17 protein-coding genes and 2 tRNA genes are annotated in these 16,792 nt (G+C 57.5%); 9 read left to right on the top strand and 10 right to left on the bottom strand.

The features are described from left to right. Positions 1 to 3 precede the first annotated feature (3 nt). From rsmG to rpmH, 5 genes are read right to left on the bottom strand one after another with little or no spacing between them, the layout of a single operon-like run. Positions 4 to 612: a 16S rRNA (guanine(527)-N(7))-methyltransferase RsmG gene (gene rsmG / locus QP904_RS10550; protein ID WP_023020195.1), complete on the bottom strand. Its 609-nt coding sequence runs from the start codon at positions 610 to 612 to the stop codon at positions 4 to 6. A 20-nt stretch (positions 613 to 632) separates the two neighbouring features. Then, the gene (yidC, locus tag QP904_RS10545) at positions 633 to 1,610 is read right to left on the bottom strand and encodes a membrane protein insertase YidC (protein WP_284836030.1); all 978 of its coding nucleotides are present in this window, start codon (positions 1,608 to 1,610) and stop codon (positions 633 to 635) included. 13 nt (positions 1,611 to 1,623) lie between these two features. Further along, complete coding sequence (gene yidD, locus QP904_RS10540; RefSeq protein ID WP_080971176.1) at positions 1,624 to 1,839, bottom strand: membrane protein insertion efficiency factor YidD; 216 nt, start codon at positions 1,837 to 1,839, stop codon at positions 1,624 to 1,626. A 47-nt stretch (positions 1,840 to 1,886) separates the two neighbouring features. Further along, entirely contained in the window at positions 1,887 to 2,249 is a 363-nt protein-coding gene (gene rnpA, locus QP904_RS10535; RefSeq protein WP_023020197.1) for a ribonuclease P protein component, read from the bottom strand. A 3-nt stretch (positions 2,250 to 2,252) separates the two neighbouring features. Then, a complete protein-coding gene (gene rpmH, locus QP904_RS10530; protein WP_003847033.1) occupies positions 2,253 to 2,396 on the bottom strand; it encodes a 50S ribosomal protein L34 in 144 nt (47 codons plus the stop codon). 669 nt (positions 2,397 to 3,065) lie between these two features. On the opposite strand from rpmH, the gene dnaA reads away from it, so the two are divergent. The 5 genes from dnaA to gyrB all read left to right on the top strand — a co-directional run bounded on the left by dnaA (position 3,066) and on the right by gyrB (position 10,566). Next, on the top strand, positions 3,066 to 4,703 hold the full coding sequence (dnaA, locus tag QP904_RS10525; RefSeq protein WP_248100276.1) for a chromosomal replication initiator protein DnaA: 1,638 nt from the start codon (positions 3,066 to 3,068) through the stop codon (positions 4,701 to 4,703). Between the two features lie 699 nt (positions 4,704 to 5,402). Next, positions 5,403 to 6,584 (top strand): DNA polymerase III subunit beta, encoded by a 1,182-nt coding sequence (gene dnaN, locus QP904_RS10520; protein WP_248100278.1) that lies wholly within the window; start codon positions 5,403 to 5,405, stop codon positions 6,582 to 6,584. Then, positions 6,584 to 7,777, top strand: coding sequence for a DNA replication/repair protein RecF (gene recF / locus QP904_RS10515; RefSeq protein WP_248100280.1), 1,194 nt, complete (start codon positions 6,584 to 6,586; stop codon positions 7,775 to 7,777). Before dnaN ends, recF begins: the two co-directional genes overlap by 1 nt. Then, a complete protein-coding gene (locus QP904_RS10510; protein ID WP_200288483.1) occupies positions 7,770 to 8,339 on the top strand; it encodes a DciA family protein in 570 nt (189 codons plus the stop codon). The genes recF and QP904_RS10510 overlap by 8 nt, the downstream gene beginning before the upstream one ends. Before the next feature lie 157 nt (positions 8,340 to 8,496). Beyond that, positions 8,497 to 10,566 carry a DNA topoisomerase (ATP-hydrolyzing) subunit B gene (gyrB, locus tag QP904_RS10505; RefSeq protein WP_284836029.1) on the top strand — a complete coding sequence of 690 codons (2,070 nt, stop codon included), beginning with the start codon at positions 8,497 to 8,499 and terminating at the stop codon, positions 10,564 to 10,566. A 70-nt stretch (positions 10,567 to 10,636) separates the two neighbouring features. Here gyrB and QP904_RS10500 read toward each other — a convergent pair whose 3' ends face one another. Genes QP904_RS10500 through QP904_RS10480 form a run of 5 tightly spaced genes read right to left on the bottom strand, consistent with a single transcriptional unit; the run spans position 10,637 to position 13,495 of the window. Next, a complete protein-coding gene (locus QP904_RS10500; protein ID WP_396130206.1) occupies positions 10,637 to 12,112 on the bottom strand; it encodes an MFS transporter in 1,476 nt (491 codons plus the stop codon). A gap of 42 nt (positions 12,113 to 12,154) precedes the next feature. Next, positions 12,155 to 12,592, bottom strand: a complete 438-nt coding sequence (locus QP904_RS10495; protein WP_284836027.1) for a DUF6918 family protein — start codon at positions 12,590 to 12,592, stop codon at positions 12,155 to 12,157. Positions 12,593 to 12,612: 20 nt separating this feature from the next. After that, the gene (locus QP904_RS10490) at positions 12,613 to 12,969 is read right to left on the bottom strand and encodes a hypothetical protein (RefSeq protein ID WP_284836026.1); all 357 of its coding nucleotides are present in this window, start codon (positions 12,967 to 12,969) and stop codon (positions 12,613 to 12,615) included. Between the two features lie 37 nt (positions 12,970 to 13,006). After that, positions 13,007 to 13,267 carry a cell filamentation protein Fic gene (locus QP904_RS10485; protein WP_284836025.1) on the bottom strand — a complete coding sequence of 87 codons (261 nt, stop codon included), beginning with the start codon at positions 13,265 to 13,267 and terminating at the stop codon, positions 13,007 to 13,009. Positions 13,268 to 13,273: 6 nt separating this feature from the next. Further along, on the bottom strand, positions 13,274 to 13,495 hold the full coding sequence (locus QP904_RS10480; protein WP_086588404.1) for a CopG family transcriptional regulator: 222 nt from the start codon (positions 13,493 to 13,495) through the stop codon (positions 13,274 to 13,276). A gap of 78 nt (positions 13,496 to 13,573) precedes the next feature. Here QP904_RS10480 and gyrA point away from each other — a divergent pair, with 78 nt between their 5' ends. The 4 genes from gyrA to QP904_RS10460 all read left to right on the top strand — a co-directional run bounded on the left by gyrA (position 13,574) and on the right by QP904_RS10460 (position 16,788). Beyond that, on the top strand, positions 13,574 to 16,126 hold the full coding sequence (gene gyrA, locus QP904_RS10475) for a DNA gyrase subunit A (RefSeq protein ID WP_284836024.1): 2,553 nt from the start codon (positions 13,574 to 13,576) through the stop codon (positions 16,124 to 16,126). Between the two features lie 3 nt (positions 16,127 to 16,129). Continuing rightward, positions 16,130 to 16,468, top strand: coding sequence for a DUF3566 domain-containing protein (locus QP904_RS10470; protein ID WP_284836023.1), 339 nt, complete (start codon positions 16,130 to 16,132; stop codon positions 16,466 to 16,468). A gap of 161 nt (positions 16,469 to 16,629) precedes the next feature. Then, positions 16,630 to 16,706 (top strand) — tRNA-Ile (locus QP904_RS10465). A 9-nt stretch (positions 16,707 to 16,715) separates the two neighbouring features. Further along, positions 16,716 to 16,788: transfer RNA gene (locus QP904_RS10460), tRNA-Ala, on the top strand. The last annotated feature ends 4 nt before the right edge of the window (positions 16,789 to 16,792 follow it).

Genomic DNA, 16,792 nt, shown 5'->3' with positions numbered 1-16,792 from the left:
ACTTTAGTTCACGCGCGGGACACGAATGATCGTGGTTCCCTCGATGGTTCTGACCTCGGCCTTTCCACCGCCGGCCTTCTTGATGTCAGCGGCATCGCGTTCTAGTTCCTCATGTACCGAAGAGCCCTTCAGTGCGATCATCTCGCCCCCCTTGCGCACTAGCGGCAGCGACCACTTCGCAAGCTTACCCAAGGGCGCGACGGCGCGCGAGGTCACCACATCGGCCCCCGCCACGGCCTTTTTAATCGGGCCTTCCTCAGCGCGGCCACGCAGGACCGTCACATTGTCGAGCCCTAGTTCTTCTACCACCTCGTTGAGGTAGTTATAGCGCTTCAACAGCGGCTCAATCAGGGTTATCCGCAGGTCTGGGCGCGCAATGGCCAGCGGAATGCCAGGCAGTCCGGCACCCGAGCCTACATCGATGACCGTGGTGCCCTCGGGGATTGCCTGCTTGACGACGGCGCAGTTAATAATGTGCCTGTCCCACAAACGCGGCACCTCCCGGGGGCCTATAAAACCACGAGTGGACCCGTCTGTAGCGAGCGAATCATGGTAAGCCTGCGCGAGGGGCAAGCGGGAGCCGAATACTACTGACGGGTCCATCTTGGACATGATGGGGTTCTCCTCCGTGTTTATTTGTTTTTGCGCTGTTTCTTGGTGCGGTTGTCCTTCTTGCGGGCACCCGGCTTAGGTGCGGAAGTCCGCTTGGCCTCAGCCTTCGCGGCTTCCTCTTCTTCTTCCTCGCGGTCCATCTTGGCATAGACGATGCGGGTTTGGAAGAAGGTCCAGACCGTATTGGCCATCATGTAGAACAGCAAACCGATTGGCCAGATGAAGCCGGAGAAGATCAGCATAGCTGGCATGACCCAGAGCATCATCTTGGACATCATGGCCATTTGCTGTTGCATCATTTCCGCATTCTGGCCCTGTGGCGCTTGGGTCTTACCGGCGGCGCGGCGCTGTTCCTGGCGGTTTAGGCTCATGCGGGCGTTGAAGTGCGTCATAACCGCAATCACGGCGATCATCGGAACGATGATAACGGCGGCCTGGCTGGTAGTAACGCCCTCCACAATCGGCGAGTTCAAGCGCAGGTTGGTCACCAGCGGGACATCGAAAATCTTGGCATCCAAGAACTGCTGGACCAGCTCCGGCTTAAAGATGTAGTTGGCAGTATTGGCGTTGTCCTCAATGGACATTGGATCGCCACTGGGGTGGCCAATGCCACCGGCTACTGCAACGGTGCGGTCGAAGGAGCGCAGTACGTGGAACAAACCAACGAACATTGGAATCTGCACGAATACCGGCAGGCAGCCGGCCATCGGACGAACGCCAGATTCCTTGTAGACCTTCTGCATTTCCTGCGCGGCCTTGGTCTGATCGTTGCCGTACTTCGCACGGATTTCCTGCACCTTAGGCTGGATTTCCTGCATCTTGCGCGAGGAACGAATCTGGCTGATAGTCGGCTTGACCATCAGCGCCTTAAGCGTCCAGGTCAGCAGCACAATGGCCAGAATCCACGTAATGCCCCAGGATGGGTCCATCACGAGGGAAAGCAGCCAGTGCCAGAACCATAAAACGGCCGAAATTGGCCAGTAAATGAAATTAAGCACGAGTGTTTAATCCTCAGTTGTTGTTGGGGTCCGGAACCGGATCGAATCCGCCCGGATGCCAGGGGCCACATTTGCAGACCCTGGCAATTGCCATCGCCGTACCCTTGAATGCCCCATGTTTGGATAGCGCTTCAAGAGCATAAGCACTGCATGTCGGTTCAAACCGACAGGTCGATACCATCTTAAGGCCAGAGACATGTTTTTGGTAGAAACGAACCACTTTGACCATTGGTGTGGCCAATCCTCTGGCTGGGGGAATTTCCTCCCCGCGGGAATTTAGATATCCCATTGCTTGCGCAGTGCTTTAGCAAGATCTTTTTCTAATTGCTCACTGCTAGCAGTGGCGCTAGCGGGCAGTGCACGAATGACCACATCCACGCTGGCAGGCAGCTTGGGAATGAAAGTCATGCACACATGGCGAAGCCGTCGGGAGGTGCGGTGGCGAACCACTGCATTCCCGACGGCTTTAGAAACAATTAAGCCAAAGCGCGGCCCAGTGGCTGCGATTTCGGCTTCCTTGTCCGTACCTGCGTTATCGCGCGCATGCACGACTACCGTACGAGTGCCCGCCCGGCGACTGCCCTTCATCGTGCGCCGAAACTGTGTCGGCGATGTGAGCTTGTGCTGGGCCGGAAGCATAACTTACGCAGTCAGCTTTGCGCGGCCCTTCTTGCGACGAGCCGCAACGATTGCGCGACCTGCACGAGTGCTCATGCGGGTGCGGAAACCGTGCTTACGAGCACGACGACGGTTGTTCGGCTGGAACGTGCGCTTACCCTTTGCCACGTTAATTCTCCTTGAAGTTGTGCGTAGGCACACCACCGCTAACAGCGGCGCACCCACTGATGATTAGATTCCATGAACCTGACGCATCACAGTCTCTCCGGTGCACGGCGAGCCGACGGGCCCAGCCAGTGCGAGGTGACGCTGTCACTTTCACGCGCAACTCTTTGTTGCAATAGACCATGCCAGATTACGTGATTTCTGCCGCTAGAAACAAATCGACACCCGGGTACACCCGAAATTACATAAATGTTTTTTCCTGCAGCTAGGCGGCCAGATTCCGGGCTCTTACTGCGCCGAATCCACCGCACTGGAGGACCTATCCAGATCGGCGTCCAGGGGGTGAATTTTTCTCACTAGACACACCCGCCGCTTCGGCGGTACAACAGAAGAATCAAATTCCACAGCCAAGCCTGGCATGTGGATAACTCTAAATCAACGCTTGAGACTTTTGTAGTTTCCGCAGCTTAATGCCATAAACCGGCCTATGAAGAGTTATCCACAGCCATGAACTAAGCTGTGAATAACTCTTTCATCCACACCTGTGGATAACTCTGTGGAGATCGAGGTGACTCGATAAAAACCACTGTGAAAACCACGGTGGAATCCACGGTGAAAATTGTTATTCAATGTCCACCCGTTCCCAACTAAATTCCACAAAGGTAGCCTGTTGTGACTGACCCACAAGCGAACCTGCATGCCATTTGGCGCGCGGTCGTTGATGACCTGCTCGCACAATCCGAGCAACCCAATTCCGAGGTCCCTAGTTTTTCCCATTCACAGCGCCTTTACCTTCAACTGGTCCGCCCCATCATGATGGTCGAGGGCTACACCCTCGTCGCCGCCGAGAATCTCGATGCCAAAAATGTGGTCGAAAATGAATTGGGCGAGTACATCGCCAAGGCCTTAACCCGACACCTCGGACGTCCCTGCTCCTTCGCGGTTACCTTGGCTACTCCGCAAGAACCACAACCACCGGCCACAGAGCCTTCTCCACAGGCAGCTCCCCCGCAACAGCAGCAGGCTCCGCAAGCGCAACAACCCCAGCACACGGAGCCTCCCCAGAACTACATTCCGCGCCCGCAACACTCTAATACCGGTACACAACCAGCGCCCGCACAAAACAACTGGCAATCCAGCCATGCCCCAGCCAGCTTGGATGAACTTGCCCAGCACTATAACCAGCAGCAGGCGCAGTCCGCGGGAAATTTCACCGACGCTAGCTCTAATTCCGCTCGCATCCCGCGCGAGGCTCCGGCACATGATCCCAACCGTGAAACTTCACTGAATCCGAAGCACACCTTCGATAGCTTCGTTATCGGTTCTTCGAATCGTTTTGCCAATGGGGCAGCCGTTGCTGTGGCCGAAAATCCCGCCCGTGCATATAACCCACTATTCATCTGGGGTGGCTCTGGTCTAGGCAAAACGCACCTTTTGCACGCCGCTGGTAATTACGCCCAGGTGCTGCACCCGGGTTTGCGCGTGAAATATGTGTCTTCGGAAGAATTTACGAATGACTATATTAATTCGCTGCGTGATGACCGCCAGGAATCCTTCAAACGGCGCTACCGCAATCTCGACATCTTGATGGTCGATGATATCCAGTTCTTGGAGGGCAAAGAATCCACCCAGGAAGAGTTCTTCCATACTTTCAATGCGCTGCACCAAGCCAATAAGCAGATCATTTTGTCTTCGGACCGCCCGCCGAAGCAGCTGACAACGCTGGAGGATCGCCTCCGCACGCGCTTTGAAGGCGGTCTTATTACCGATATTCAGCCACCAGATCTGGAAACGCGCATCGCGATTTTGATGAAGAAGGCGGCAAATGACGGCACCGAGGTGGATCGCTCCGTGCTTGAGCTCATTGCCTCGCGCTTTGAATCTTCCATTCGCGAGCTCGAAGGCGCACTTATCCGTGTTTCGGCCTATTCCTCTTTGGTAGATGAGCCAATCAACGTAGAGATGGCGGAAATCGCATTGCGCGATTTGGCCCCGGATTCCGCTGATCGAAAGATTACCGCTACCTCAATCATGGAGGTCACGGCAGACTTCTTCGATATTGATGTAGAAACTCTGCGCGGCGCCGGCAAGAAGCGCGCGGTAGCGCATGCTCGCCAGCTGGCAATGTATTTGTGCCGCGAGCTTACCGAGCTATCCCTGCCCAAGATCGGTGAACAGTTCGGCGGTAAGGACCACACCACCGTCATTTATGCCGATCGCAAAATCCGCAAAGAGATGACTGAAAAGCGCAATACCTATGACGAGATCCAGGCGCTTACCCAACGCATCAAGAATCGCAGTCGCGCCTAAGTCTTAGCGTGCTGCCTCCGCGCTCTCCTTTATATAAGGAGGGCGCTTTTGTTTTCCCGCTCCCGTTTCCCAGATTTCGCCGGGGTCACTTGGGGTTGAAACCAGCTAGAAAGCTAGACAGAATCCTCCACGCCGCACCGGCACACCCTTGTAATTTCACAAATAAGGCCCGAAACCCTCTAAAAAGGGCCGTTTATCTGCAAGAAAAGTTATCCACAGCGTTATTCACACTTGTGTAATTTCATCTTTGTAATTCATAGATCTTACTCACAGTTTTTGATTCCACAGGCCTTGTGCTGGGAGAACCACCCTGTGATCAGTGTTGTGTGTAGATCAGTGATCAAATGACAAAACCTGTGGATAAAACGGCGATCCCACTAGTTGTCCACAATTCACCCCGATTGATCACAGCAAGATCACAAGATTTGCCACACCCCAGATCTGCGCCATGAACTTGTCATTTACCTAGTTACCCACAGATCCCACAGCGCTTATTACTACTACTAAATTATTTCTCTGATCTGTATAGAAGAAAGAGGGTGTGTGGAATTCGGCCCGCCCCGCCTCCGGCCAGGCGCGGATCGAGCGGGCAAAGATGGAATTACACGTTGTGGCGCACCGCGCCCAATGCGGTAAGTTGGAAGCCAGTCTTTTGTAAGTAACAAATTTCCTACTTGCCTCAGAGGAGCTCTTCGCACCATGGATGAAGCCGTGTCATTTCGCGTTGCCAAAGATGACCTTGCCAACGCCGTAGCGTGGGTTGCTCGCAGCCTGCCTTCCAAGGTCACTCAGCCCGTGCTTCGCGCGATGTTGATCACCGCGGATGACAATGGTCTTGAGTTCACCGGCTTCGATTATGAGGTTTCTACCCGCGTCCGCATCGCCGGCATGGTGGATGAGCCCGGACAGATTGCGGTAGCCGGCAAGCTCCTCTCCGATATCGTTGCTTCTTTGCCCAACAAGGAAGTAGAGATCTCCCAGGTAGATTCCAAGGCACTGGTTACTTGTGGTTCCTCTCGCTTCGAGCTGCCACTGATCCCACTGGATGATTACCCTCAGCTTCCGGTATTGCCAGAGGTTACGGGCACTATCCAGCCACAGCTTTTCGTCGAGGCCATCCACCAGGTCGCTGCCGCAGCCGGCAAGGATGACACTCTGCCTATGCTCACCGGTGTGCACATGGATATCCATGGCAAAGACATTGAGATGACGGCAACGGACCGTTTCCGTCTGGCCATGCGCACCTTGGAATGGGAGCCGAAGTCCCCGGATGTCGAAGCCAAGCTATTGGTACCTGCTAAGACCCTCCAGGAAACCGGCCGTTCCTTGGATCCGCATCTCAACATTCCGGTAGAGATTGCCGTGGGCACCGATGACAATATTGGTGCCGATGGCCTCTTTGGTCTGCACGCTGATAATCGCGAAACCACCACGCGCATGCTGGATGCGGACTTTCCCAATGTGCAGCCGCTGCTGCCGAAGAATCACACCAATATTGCCTCCATTGAGGTGGCACCGCTGCAGGAAGCAATCCGTCGCGTTTCTTTGCTGACGGATCGTAATGCACAGATTCGCATGGAATTCGCCGATGGGCAGGTAACCCTATCTGCCGGCGCGGATGCCGGTAATGCGACCGAGACCTTGCCGTGCGCTTTCCATGGCCGCGATGAGTTTCTCATTGCCTTCAATCCGGGCTACCTCAAAGATGGCTTGGCAGTCATCAACACCGACCGCGTGGTCTTCGGCTTCACCGAGCCTTCCCGCCCAGCCATTATGATCCCAGAACCGGAAGAGCTGCCTGAGGCCGATGAAGATGGCAACTTCCCCACGCCGAAGACCAACTTCACCTACCTGCTCATGCCGGTTCGCCTGCCGGGCTAATGTACGTCAGGGATCTCGATGTTCGGGATTTTCGCTCATGGCCCGAACTTAATGTGCAGCTAGGGCCCGGGATCACCCTTTTTGTCGGGCGCAATGGCTTTGGCAAGACCAATATCGTCGAGGCCATTGGTTATACTGCCCATCTTTCCTCCCATCGCGTATCTCACGATGCACCGTTGGTGCGGCAGGGTGCCGATAGTGCACGGGTGTCTATTACCGCGGTGAACCAGGGCCGCGAGCTCACTACCCATTTGCTGATTAAACCCCACGCGGCCAATCAAGCGCAGATCAATCGCACGCGCCTGCGCAGCCCCCGTGAGCTGCTGGGCGTGGTAAAAACGGTGCTCTTTTCCCCGGAGGATTTGGCCTTGGTGCGCGGGGAGCCGGCCGGACGGCGCGCTTATCTCGATAGCATCATTGCCTCGCGGACTCCGCGCCTTGCGGGTGTAAAGGCCGACTATGACAAGGTACTCAAGCAGCGCAATGCCTTGCTGAAATCAGCCTCCGGCAGCCTGCGCCGCGGCTATTCCGATAGCGACGGTGCCGCCGCATTGGCTACCTTGGATACCTGGGATGCGCAGCTTGCCCGGCTCGGCGCCCAAGTAATCGCCGCGCGCCTTGCGCTTGTCGACGCCCTCTTGGACCACATCCCCGCCGCTTATTCCGGCCTGGCACCAGAATCGCGGCTGGCGCAGGTGGAATATAAGTCCACTATCGATACCTCGGATCGCGAGGTACTAGAGGCCGTCTTGCTTACCGAGTTGGCCACCGCCCGGCAGCGCGAGATTGAACGCGGCATTTCCCTGGTGGGCCCGCACCGCGACGATCTGGTGCTTAATCTGGGTGATCAGCCGGCCAAGGGCTTTGCCAGCCATGGTGAGACGTGGTCCTATGCCATTGCGCTGCGCCTGGCGGAGTTTAATCTGCTGCGGCAAGAGGGAGGATCGGATCCGGTGCTCATTTTGGATGATGTATTTGCCGAGCTTGACGCCAAGCGCCGCAAGCAGCTTGTCCACCTGGCCGCCGAGGCCGAGCAGGTGCTCATTACCGCGGCGGTAGATGAGGACCTACCGGGGAACTTGGAACCCATCGTGCGCTACCGCGTGAGCGTGGAAGATACCGATACCGGCCGCATCTCCAAGCTCAGCGCTGAGGATGCCGTTGAGGATGGGGATGGTGACAAGGATGAGTGAGGAACAAGGGGGCGTCGGCAAGCAGCGCATTGATCCTGTCACCCAGTACTTTAAATTGGTACGGTCCACCTCCAAGAACCCGCCGAAGCTAACCCGCCTTGTGCCGAAGATGCCGGTGCCCTCTCTAGAGAAGGCACAAAAGCAGGGGTATATGGGCTATCAACGGGGCATTCCTACGGGACCAGATGGCAGGAAGAAACGGCGAACGCTGGCGGTGCCGAGCCTGGGAGCCCAAATCAGCCGCGAGGTAGTCAATCGCGGCTGGGAGCACGACTTGGCCAATGGTTGGGTGATGGGTAATTGGGAGAATCTCGTGGGCGAGCGCATCGCCGCCCATACGCAGCCGCAACGGATTAAGGACAAGGTTGTCTATGTGTCCTGCGATAACTCCACCTGGGCTACGGAGCTGCGCTATCTGCAGCGACAAATCCTGCGGAAAATCTCTGACCGCCTAGGCCCGGATGTCATTGTTGAGCTGCGCATTCATGGGCCCAAGCAGCAGCGAAATTATGAGGGGCGGCAGTGGGTGAAACCACAAGGATCGCAAGATACGTATGGCTAATAGGTTGCACTTGGATCCGACCTTTAAATCCTAAATAACCTCAGAGCGCGCCAGATTCCTATCTCTCACGGGTGTGGGGTGTCTTTCAGTAGGGGGTATCCGTGTAGAATAGTTAAAGTCTTAGAATTAGCTATAGCCAAAAGGAGAGCACGAATCCGTGGCTGAAGAACACGCATATGATGCCGGGTCAATTACGATCCTGGAGGGCCTCGAAGCCGTCCGTAAGCGCCCCGGCATGTACATTGGTTCGACCGGTTCGCGCGGCCTGCACCACCTCATTTGGGAGATCGTTGATAACTCCGTCGATGAGGCTATGGCCGGCTACGCCGATAAGGTTACCGTCAAACTGCTGGAAGATGGCGGCGTCGAGGTCATCGATAATGGCCGTGGTATCCCGGTAGAAATGCACGCCTCCGGCGCACCTACCGTCCAAGTGGTCATGACGCAGCTGCACGCCGGCGGTAAATTCGACTCCGACTCCTACGCCGTATCTGGCGGCCTGCACGGCGTCGGCATTTCCGTGGTGAACGCGCTTTCTACCCGCGTAGAAGCGGAAATTAAACGCGATGGTAAGCACTGGTATCAAAACTTCCAGAACGCCGTCCCGGATGATCTCGTTGAGGGCGGCAACGCCCGCGGCACGGGTACCAAGATCCGCTTCTGGGCGGATCCGGAAGTATTTGAAACTACCGAGTACGATTACGACATCATTGCTCGCCGCCTGCAGGAAATGGCCTTCCTGAATAAGGGCCTATCCATTGAGCTCATCGATGAGCGCGTTACCGAAGAGCAGATTGAGCTGGAAGAAATCGCCGATGCAGAATCCGGCGAGACCAGTGCGGATGAAACCTCCTTCGATGATGCCCCGGACGCTGGCGATACCTTCAACGAAGAATCTGGTGAAGCGGCGGAAACTGCGGCGGAAAAGAAGCGCCGCAAAAAGGTCACCTTCCACTACCCGGATGGCTTGACCGATTACGTCAAGTACCTCAATAAGTCCAAGACCGCGATCCACCCGACTATCGTTTCTTTCGATGCCAAGGGCGAAGATCATGAGGTGGAAGTAGCACTGCAGTGGAACCAGGGCTATAAGCAGTCCGTGCACACTTTTGCTAATACCATCAATACCCACGAGGGCGGCACGCATGAAGAGGGCTTCCGCGCGGCCCTAACCTCCCTGATGAACCGCTATGCCAAGGAGCATAAGCTCATCAAGGAAAAGGATGGCAACCTCTCCGGCGATGACTGCCGCGAGGGCTTGGCCGCCGTCATTTCCGTCAAGGTGGGCGATCCGCAGTTCGAGGGCCAGACCAAGACCAAGCTGGGCAATTCCGAAATCAAGGGCTTTGTCCAGCGTGCGGTGAACGAGCACGTCAATGACTGGTTCGATGCCAATCCGGCTGAGGCAAAGGCCATTATCAATAAGGCCGTGTCCTCCGCACATGCTCGCATGGCTGCCCGCAAGGCCCGCGAGATGGTGCGCCGCAAATCTGCCACCGACCTGGGCGGTCTGCCCGGCAAGCTCGCGGATTGCCGCTCCAAGGACCCGAAGATTTCCGAGCTCTACATCGTGGAGGGTGACTCCGCAGGTGGTTCCGCTAAGGGCGGCCGTGATTCCATGTTCCAGGCCATCTTGCCTCTGCGCGGCAAGATCTTGAACGTGGAGAAGGCCCGCATGGATAAGGTCCTCAAGAATGCTGAGGTCCAGGCGATTATTACCGCACTGGGTACCGGCATCCATGAGGAATTCGACATCAAGAAGCTGCGCTACGACAAGATCGTGCTCATGGCCGATGCCGACGTTGACGGTCAGCACATTGCCACGCTGCTTTTGACCTTGCTCTTCCGCTTCATGCCGCAGTTGGTTGAGGATGGCCACGTGTTCTTGGCTAACCCGCCGCTGTACAAGCTCAAGTGGTCTAAGGGTACTCCGGGCTATGCTTTTTCCGACGCCGAGCGCGATAAACTGCTGGCCGAGGGCCTAGAGCAAAACCGTAAGATCAACAAGGATGATGGCATCCAGCGCTACAAGGGTCTCGGCGAGATGAACGCCTCCGAGCTCTGGGAGACCACGCTCGACCCGAGCACCCGCATCCTGCGCCGTGTGGATTTGGAAGACGCGCAGCGCGCCGATGAGCTCTTCTCCATCCTCATGGGTGATGATGTCTCGGCTCGCCGCTCCTTCATTACCCGCCGCGCGAAGGACGTCCGCTTCCTGGATATCTAAAGCGCAGCACAAAGCCCACCGTGGAATTTACCGCGGTGGGCTTTAATTGTGGCGTCGGAAAGCGCCGGGCCTAGGCCTGGGATCTGCGCTGATCCGCTACGGCGAATCCCAGGGAGGCAAGGCACATGGCCAGGATGACGCCGAAGCCGGCGACGATGGAAAGTGGCCAGTCCGCGTTCGTGCCGTGCAGGGTGGCAAAGACTATGGCCGTGATGACGGCAAGACCGATGGCCGTGCCGATGCGCTGGCCGGTCTGGAGGACAGCGCCCGACGATCCAGCGTAGGCCTGAGGGACATGTGCCAAGGTGAGCGTCTGGTTAGGGGAGATGACCGAGCCTTGCCCGCCGCCCACCAAGGAGAGCGACAGGACCATCCACCATTCGCTGGTACCCCATTGCTCGGTGGCCCAGATGAGCGCAATGGTGGCAACGAGCCCGGAGATGGTCACCATCATGCCGATAACCACGACCTTGCGGCCGTGGACGGACACGGATCGGCCGGCCAGTGTGGCAGAAATAGAGCTCAACAAAGCGGCCGGAATGCCTACGGATCCGGCAGCGAGGGCGGAGTGCCCGAGACCGCTTTGGAAGTAGAGCGCGACGAGCACCCAAATGCTGGTAATGCCCATGAACCATAAGGTGGCGATGATGGTGCCATTGCGAAAGCTTGGGGTAGCAAAGATATTAAGATCCACCATCGGCGGATGGCCGGTGGCTTTGTGGCGGCGTTCCCACAGCACCCATGCCGCCAGCAAAAACGCGCCCAGGAGCAGCAGAGACCACACGCCAGGTGTTCCAGAAGACTCCATGAAGGGGAAGAGGATGGCCCACACGGCGACGCCAAGGATCACAGCACCAATGGGATCAAGGGTGGCTAGGGTCTTGAAAATTCCCAGTTTATTGCCCATTTCATCGCGTACACGGGAAAATAGCGGCCGCGGAAACCACATCAATCCCAAAATGATGGCAAAAAGGCCGACGGGGAAATTGACCAGCATAGTCAACCGCCAGCCCAGGTCTGCGCCACCCAGGCGTATGAGCAAGCCGCCAAGTACCGGTCCAATGGCTACGGCGAGGCCCACCGTGGAGCCGAAATAGCCGAAAGCGCGGGCCCGCTCGGTGCCGCGAAAGTACTGTTGGATCATGCCCACGCCCTGGGGATTAAGCAGGCCAGCACCTATGCCTTGGATAAAGCGGGCGGCATTGAGTGCCTCAGCATTTGGGGCAAAACCGGCGACCGCGGCGCTAATGGAATAGATAGCGATGCCCGCCAGAAAGATGCCGCCGCGGCCGAGGAGATCTCCGGCGCGGCCGGCCGCAACGAGGATGACGCCGAAGGTGAGCGCATAGCCGGAGAGCACCCATTGCACATCCGAATTAGAAGCCCCTAAACCCGATTGAATAGAGGGCAGGGCCACATTAACAATGGATACGCTCAGCAGCGACATAAAAAGCGCCGTGAGCAAAACGATAAGTACCCGCCAGCGGGCGGGATCTTGGCCGGCGGGGTACTCGGTCTGGTTAGCTGCGGAAGTAGTCACTTCCACACTTATACCTGGCATTTAGAAGGCGATTCAACTGCCGGGAATCTACATATGCTTCTGCAGCACGCGGCCGAAATCCGGAACCGCAGGGGTGAGGAATTTCGAAGCCTTAGCACGCAGGGAGTTATAAGGCTTGGATAGTGCGGGGGAGTTGACCTGCTCGGCATGCTTATCGGCTACCGCCATGATGGCATCACTGACCTCGGCGCTGCGCGGCTCCAGGAAGGAACCGAAATCCTGCTCAGAGCTGTTTTCAAACTCTTGCCAGTGCGGGTCCATAGCGTCGAGGACATCCGGTAGCACGCGGCCTAGCGCCTTGGTGATGATGGCGGAGTCGACCTTCTTCGCGGCGGCGACTGCGCCCTTCAGCGCCATGCCGGTAATGCCCGATTGCTTGGCGACGACCCTCTCAACCAGCTCGCCACAATCGCTTATCACCGCAGTGCGCTGCGGACCTGACATAAGTTCAGAAAGATGTGCCATGCTGCACCACCTTACGCGAATTAAGCCGGCTGTCCCGGCAGGCCAGGAAGGTTGGCCTGAATGGCAGCAATCTGATCGGCGATCTGGCCCAAGCCAGCATCGCGGGCTGCCTTTTCCAGATCCACGTTGGGGGAGTAGAGGGCCACGGCGCTGGCCAGGGCGGTGACGCCCGCGGCCGCTGCGGTGATGATCAACGTGAGATCCAGCTGGGAAGAACCGGTAGAGGAACCACCAGTCTGGCCCTGTTCAAATTCCGGATTTACCTCGTCTTTCCAGGAATCCGCCTCAGCTGCAGTAGCGGTAGGAGCAGTGATGGCGGTGGCGGTTAGGGCCGCGGCGGTAAGGCTCGATACGGCGATCTTCTTGACGTGGGACATGGTGCTAGTTCCTTCCTTGGGTCACTCTTCCCAAAACTTAGGCAACTTCTTTAACACTAAGGTAGACGCGCACGGTGAACTTTGCGAACTCTGCGTTATACCCGCTCAGCGCCGGAACGCGGGCTAAAACCTCCGTCATAGCGCGGGCGGCATCGCGGTGGCTATCGTGGATGGCTATTCCTTCCACCTTGGCAGTGCTGGCCGCCGCAGCGGCCGCAAGAGCAGCAAAATTGGTGATGCGGACGTTAAAGCGCGCGCAAAACTCGTGTGCCAAAAGGTAGAGCTGTTCGGTACTCATGATCACCTAGGACTGCGTGGGCCGGGCGCGGCGGATTTCCGCCTCCAGCTCAGCGCGGCCGGGGAGGAGGGCGCGGGCGGTGGATTGCACGTGGGCGTCGGCAAGCGTGCGGGCTGCCGCCGCAACGATGGCGCGCACTACCGCTTCATGTTTGGAGGTACCCTGCGCCGAGGCCAGCAGGGTGAGCGCGTGGTCTTGTTCGGCCGTAAGCCGCAATGTCATTGCCATGCCTTAGTGATACCACGGTGATACCATGCGTGCGGCAATTCGGGCCCTGAAAGGCGCTAAAGGGTAGAATCTGGCGTTATGAGTGACAATAACGACGATCTTTTTGATCGCATATTTCCCATTGACATTAATGAGGAGATGGAGTCGAGCTACATCGACTACGCCATGTCCGTCATCGTCGGCCGTGCCCTGCCGGAGGTCCGCGATGGACTAAAGCCGGTGCACCGCCGCATCCTCTACGCGATGTTCGATTCCGGCTACCGGCCGGAGCGCGGCTACGTAAAGTCCGCCCGCCCGGTCTCGGACACCATGGGTCAGTTCCACCCGCACGGTGACGTCGCCATTTATGACACCTTGGTGCGCTTGGCCCAGTCCTGGAACATGCGCTACCCACTGGTGGATGGCCAGGGTAACTTCGGCTCCCGCGGTAACGATGGCCCAGCAGCAATGCGTTATACGGAGTGTAAGCTCACCCCGTTGGCGATGGAGATGGTGCGCGATATCCGCGAAAACACCGTTGATTTCTCGCCCAACTACGATGGCAAAACCAGCGAGCCGGACGTACTGCCGTCCCGCGTTCCAAACCTGCTGATGAACGGTTCGGGCGGCATTGCCGTGGGTATGGCCACCAATATCCCGCCGCATAACCTCAACGAGCTGGCTGAGGCCATCTACTGGCTACTAGATAACCCAGACGCCGATGAAGAGACTGCGTTGGAAGCCTGCATGGAACGCGTCAAGGGCCCGGATTTCCCCACCGCGGGCCTTATCGTGGGCGATCAGGGCATCAAGGATGCCTACACCACCGGCCGCGGATCCATCCGTATGCGCGGCGTGACCTCCATCGAGGAATCTGGATCCCGCCAGACCATCGTCATTACCGAGCTGCCGTTCCAGGTCAACCCGGATAACCTCATCTCCAATATCGCGGAGTCCGTGGCCAGCGGCAAGATTGCGGGCATTTCCAAGATTGAGGATGAGTCCTCCGACCGCGTGGGCATGCGCATCGTGGTCACCCTTAAGCGCGACGCTGTGGCGCGTGTGGTGCTCAATAACCTCTACAAGCACTCCCAGCTGCAGACCTCCTTCGGTGCCAACATGCTCTCCATTGTTGACGGCGTGCCGCGCACCCTCCGCCTGGATCAGATGCTGCGCTACTACGTGGAGCACCAGATCGAGGTCATCGTTCGCCGCACCCAGTACCGCCTGAATGAGGCCGAAAAGCGCGCCCACATCTTGCGCGGTTTGGTCAAGGCACTGGACATGCTCGATGAGGTCATTGCCCTTATTCGCCGTTCGCCCACCGTGGACGAAGCGCGCGAGGGCTTGAAGGAGCTTCTCGACGTCGACGATATCCAGGCCGATGCCATCCTGGCCATGCAGCTGCGCAAGCTGGCCGCCCTGGAGCGCCAAAAGATTATCGATGAATTGGCGGAAATTGAGCGCGAGATCGCTGATCTGAAGGATATCCTCGCCCGCGAGGACCGCCAGCGCCAGATTGTCCACGATGAGCTGGCAGAGATCGTCGATAAGTATGGCGATGAACGCCGCACCGAAATTATTCCGGCGACCGGCGATGTCACCGATGAGGATCTCATCGCCCGCGAGAACGTCGTGGTCACCATTACCTCTACCGGCTACGCTAAGCGCACCAAGGTGGATTCCTATAAGGCGCAAAAGCGTGGTGGCAAGGGCGTGCGCGGCGCTGAGCTCAAGCAGGACGATATTGTCAAGAACTTCTTCGTCTGCTCCACTCACGACTGGATCTTGTTCTTTACCAACTTCGGCCGCGTCTACCGCCTCAAGGCTTATGAGCTGCCAGAGGCCGGTCGCGCTGCTCGTGGCCAGCACGTGGCAAACCTGCTGGAATTCCAGCCGGAAGAAAAGATTGCCCAGGTCATCCAGATCCAGTCCTACGAGGATGCTCCTTACCTGGTTCTCGCCACCCAGCAGGGCCGCGTGAAGAAGTCCCGTTTGACCGATTATGAGTCCGCGCGTTCCGCTGGCCTTATCGCCATCAACCTCAACGAGGGCGATGCTCTCATTGGCGCACAGCTCGTCTCCGAGGGCGACGACATCCTGCTCACCTCCGAGCAGGGACAGGCCATCCGCTTTACTGCGGACGACGACCAGCTGCGCCCCATGGGCCGCGCTACCGCTGGTGTGAAGGGCATGCGCTTCCGCGGCGATGACCAGCTGCTGTCCATGTCCGTGGTCCACGATGGCGAATTCCTCTTGGTTGCCACCTCCGGCGGCTACGGTAAGCGCACCGCTATCGAGGAATACACTACGCAGGGCCGCGGTGGCCTGGGTGTCATGACCTTCAAGTACACCCCGAAGCGCGGCAAGCTTATCGGCGCCATCTCTGTGGATGAGGATGATGAAATCTTCGCCATTACCTCCGCCGGCGGCGTCATCCGCACCGAGGTGGACCAGATTCGTCCGTCCTCCCGTGCCACGATGGGCGTGCGCTTGGTCAACCTGGGTGACGATGTCGAACTGCTTGCCATCGACCGCAACGTCGAAGAAGATGGTGAGGAAGACGCTCAGGCCGTGGCTAAGGGCGAAAAGACCGTGGATGAGGTCCAGCAGGAGCACAAGGCTGGCGATGCTTCCAAGGATGAGGAGTAATTAATGGCACGACGAGACATAACGATTACGCGAATCTCGCCTATTTCGGCGTTCCGCGTCGGTCTGGCCCTGTCACTCGTCGGACTGATCGCCTGGATGCTGGCCGTATGCCTGCTTTATATTGGCCTGAACCAGGTGGGCATTTGGGAATCGCTCAATAGCCTCGTCGGCGGTGTCGGCGGCGGATTCGAGGTCACCTTCGGTGTCATCATCTCCGCCTCTGCGCTCATCGGCGTTATTTTCGCCGTTCTCCTTACATTGCTGGCGCCCCTGATGGCGGTTATTTATAACGCCATCGTGGACGTCTTTGGCGGCCTGCGAGTCGACTTAGACAACCGCTAGCACCTCTCTTGCGTTTGAAGATGCCGGTACCTTCGGGTGCCGGCATTTTTCTTTCTTCAGTACGAATCTTCCCCTTTTGCTAATGGTCTGAAAAGCTTCTTGAGCAGGCGATTTGTATAAATCCGGGGATAGTATGTAGAGTTAATTCTCGTTCCGCACAAGGGCCTATAGCTCAGTCGGTTAGAGCGCATCGCTGATAACGATGAGGTCGCTGGTTCGATTCCAGCTAGGCCCACCACGGAACAACGGGGCATTAGCTCAATTGGTAGAGCATCTGCTTTGCAAGCAGAAGGTCAGGAGTTCGATTCTCCTATGCTCCACAGC

Origin of the sequence: Corynebacterium nasorum (assembly GCF_030229765.1) — a bacterium.
GTDB lineage: Bacteria > Actinomycetota > Actinomycetes > Mycobacteriales > Mycobacteriaceae > Corynebacterium > Corynebacterium kefirresidentii.
Note: the sequence above shows the minus strand (reverse complement) of the source record. Positions and strands in the feature narration are given on the sequence as shown.

Bases quoted from the DNA above. Each gene is read 5' to 3' on its own strand.
- yidD (WP_080971176.1), bottom strand. From the start codon at position 1,839: ATGGTCAAAGTGGTTCGTTTCTACCAAAAACATGTCTCTGGCCTTAAG.
- QP904_RS10510 (WP_200288483.1), top strand. From the start codon at position 7,770: ATGAGTGAGGAACAAGGGGGCGTCGGCAAGCAGCGCATTGATCCTGTC.
- QP904_RS10470 (WP_284836023.1), top strand. From the start codon at position 16,130: ATGGCACGACGAGACATAACGATTACGCGAATCTCGCCTATTTCGGCG.
- dnaN (WP_248100278.1), top strand. From the start codon at position 5,403: ATGGATGAAGCCGTGTCATTTCGCGTTGCCAAAGATGACCTTGCCAAC.
- rnpA (WP_023020197.1), bottom strand. From the start codon at position 2,249: ATGCTTCCGGCCCAGCACAAGCTCACATCGCCGACACAGTTTCGGCGC.
- QP904_RS10490 (WP_284836026.1), bottom strand. From the start codon at position 12,969: ATGTCCCACGTCAAGAAGATCGCCGTATCGAGCCTTACCGCCGCGGCC.
- QP904_RS10495 (WP_284836027.1), bottom strand. From the start codon at position 12,592: ATGGCACATCTTTCTGAACTTATGTCAGGTCCGCAGCGCACTGCGGTG.
- QP904_RS10480 (WP_086588404.1), bottom strand. From the start codon at position 13,495: ATGGCAATGACATTGCGGCTTACGGCCGAACAAGACCACGCGCTCACC.
- gyrA (WP_284836024.1), top strand. From the start codon at position 13,574: ATGAGTGACAATAACGACGATCTTTTTGATCGCATATTTCCCATTGAC.
- QP904_RS10485 (WP_284836025.1), bottom strand. From the start codon at position 13,267: ATGAGTACCGAACAGCTCTACCTTTTGGCACACGAGTTTTGCGCGCGC.
- rsmG (WP_023020195.1), bottom strand. From the start codon at position 612: ATGTCCAAGATGGACCCGTCAGTAGTATTCGGCTCCCGCTTGCCCCTC.
- recF (WP_248100280.1), top strand. From the start codon at position 6,584: ATGTACGTCAGGGATCTCGATGTTCGGGATTTTCGCTCATGGCCCGAA.